Source organism: Dolichospermum sp. UHCC 0259 (genome assembly GCF_009711935.1).
Taxonomy (GTDB): domain Bacteria; phylum Cyanobacteriota; class Cyanobacteriia; order Cyanobacteriales; family Nostocaceae; genus Dolichospermum.
On record NZ_VIKX01000014.1, the window covers coordinates 75,800 to 77,853 of the forward strand.

Here is a 2,054-nt window from a genome sequence, read left to right on the forward strand (position 1 = left end):
GGTTTTGGTGGTAGTTCAGTTTTGGTTTCTATTGCTGAACCAATTTTAATGACTACTGGGAACAACTTAACTAAATTAATCAATGGTGATTTCGATGGTAAATACATAGAAGCCGATGGTGCATTTTTATATCAATGTGTTGATCTAGTTAAAGATATGACTGACACAGAAACAACCGTAACAGAGAAGTGGAAAAGAGGAGAAAATGTGATTCAAAATCGCAATGTTGCTGTAGGTACAGCTATAGCAACATTTAAAGGTTCTAATAATTCATATTATGGTCATGCAGCAATTTTTGGCGGTTATGACACTGTAAATGACGTGTTTGGTTTTTGGGCATGGAGTCAGAATTTTCCAACAGGTTCAGCAGTTAGAAAACATTTTGTTCCTATAACTGGAAGTGGCTCAGAAAATAATGATGCAGATGAATACTACGTTATTAAACTCTAATAGCCTAGCATAGCGAAGTGTATGGGGGTAGGGTTTTAGCATTGCGCTTTATCCCTACATCTTGGGCATTATTGGATCATGGAGAGCGATCGCCTTTTTGTTGTTCTAAATGTGCGATCGCTGTTTTATTGGATGATGGCGAGCGATCGCTTTTGGGTGATCATAGGAAATGAATTTTATTTATTGCGGGAAGGTGGCAATCATAGTTTGAGTCTCCAGATAGGGAAAATCATTAATAAATTCAGCTAACCCTCCTTCACTTTCCAGATAGTCAAACAATGTTTGTAAAGGAACACGAGTTCCTACAAAAACCGGAACTCCACTCATAATTTCAGGATCGGAGTGAATAATACCTTGAGTTTTTAATAAGTTGTTGAGTGTCATATTTCCTTCAAGATATAACTTGATATTTTTTATTATAACAGTGATAAATACGGTGAACGAACTGATAAGTTACCGCTTGCGCTATTACTACTCATCTATCGTCAATAATTTGTAGAATTTTAGCCATACACTTTACCTTTAATGTAACCTCTGCATGAGAGTTCTGGCTTGTTCACTGATAGCTTGCCAATTTTCCTGTAATACTGATTCTGTGGGGAATAATTCGCCACTTAACCCCACCGCGACTGCACCGACTTGTAAAAAATCTTGAGCATTTTCCAATGTTATACCCCCCGTAGGAATTAAGGGAATATGCCCAAGGGGTCCTTGTAAACTCTTAATATAGCTAGTTCCGCCCACTGCTTGCACCGGAAACACCTTGACACAACTTGCACCATGATTCCAAGCGGTAATAATTTCTGTAGGTGTCAATGCACCGGGAATAATGGGGATATTTGCGGTTAATGCAGCTTGAATCATATCTAGATCAGTGTGGGGACTGAAGAGAAATTGCGCCCCACAGGCGATCGCCTCTTGTAACTGTTGAACATTAAATAAAGTCCCCGTACCAATCATACAATTAGGTAATTTGGCACGGAGTTGGGCAATTAATTCCGGTGCGCGATCGCTATTCCAGGTAATTTCAATTAACTGCATACCTCCAGATGCTACAGCTAAAGCCATTTTCTCACCCCATACCATCTTCGGGGCGCGAATAACAGCGATCGCTCGATGTAATTTTAACTGTGACAACCAAACTTGATTAGGCATTTTTACCGTAACTTAAACAGCATTAATTAAACTGGTAAGACATCGTGAAAATGCTTATAGTCACAGTAACGATGTCCATCAGGCGTATGGTACATAATATCTACAAATTGATGATTCCACAAAATCTCATTCACGCCATAACTATAACGAGCATGAACAACCTGTGCCACCGTTTCATCAATCCCACTCATAGAAATCATCAGCAAAGCCTGAGTTTGGCTTAATAATGCCAAATTCATCCCATACAGAGGACTAGACTCATCAATAATGTGCATCACCGTCCAAGATAAAGAAAAGCTAGGTGTCTGATTTCTCACCAGCTTCAGATCATATATCTTCCGCATAAATTCACCCTCTAGAGTGATATCATCCCGCATCAAATACACCCCCATTTGTAGTTTTTCACTCTCCCCCCACTTTCGAGAGTTTATAGGGTAGGTAGAAGTAGG

4 protein-coding genes and 1 pseudogene are annotated in these 2,054 nt (G+C 39.5%); 2 read left to right on the plus strand and 3 right to left on the minus strand.

The genetic code is table 11. The annotated features are described in order from the left end of the window. Together FJR05_RS01810 and FJR05_RS01815 are read left to right on the plus strand one after the other, a co-directional pair. On the plus strand, window positions 1-450 hold a 450-nt coding region (locus tag FJR05_RS01810), incomplete at its 5' end, for a BPSL0067 family protein (protein WP_168642535.1). A 17-nt stretch (window positions 451-467) separates the two neighbouring features. Then, a complete protein-coding gene (locus tag FJR05_RS01815; RefSeq protein ID WP_168642536.1) occupies window positions 468-623 on the plus strand; it encodes a hypothetical protein in 156 nt (51 codons plus the stop codon). A gap of 7 nt (window positions 624-630) precedes the next feature. Here the strand turns inward: FJR05_RS01815 and FJR05_RS01820 are convergent, their stop codons facing one another. The 3 genes and pseudogenes from FJR05_RS01820 to FJR05_RS01830 all read right to left on the minus strand — a co-directional run. Further along, window positions 631-834 carry a DUF433 domain-containing protein gene (locus FJR05_RS01820; RefSeq protein WP_168642537.1) on the minus strand — a complete coding sequence of 68 codons (204 nt, stop codon included), beginning with the start codon at window positions 832-834 and terminating at the stop codon, window positions 631-633. A 138-nt stretch (window positions 835-972) separates the two neighbouring features. Then, window positions 973-1,605 (minus strand): bifunctional 4-hydroxy-2-oxoglutarate aldolase/2-dehydro-3-deoxy-phosphogluconate aldolase, encoded by a 633-nt coding sequence (locus FJR05_RS01825; RefSeq protein ID WP_168642538.1) that lies wholly within the window; start codon window positions 1,603-1,605, stop codon window positions 973-975. 26 nt (window positions 1,606-1,631) lie between these two features. Then, window positions 1,632-2,054 (minus strand): annotated as a pseudogene (locus FJR05_RS01830) (ATP-sensitive inward rectifier potassium channel 10); the annotation flags it as partial.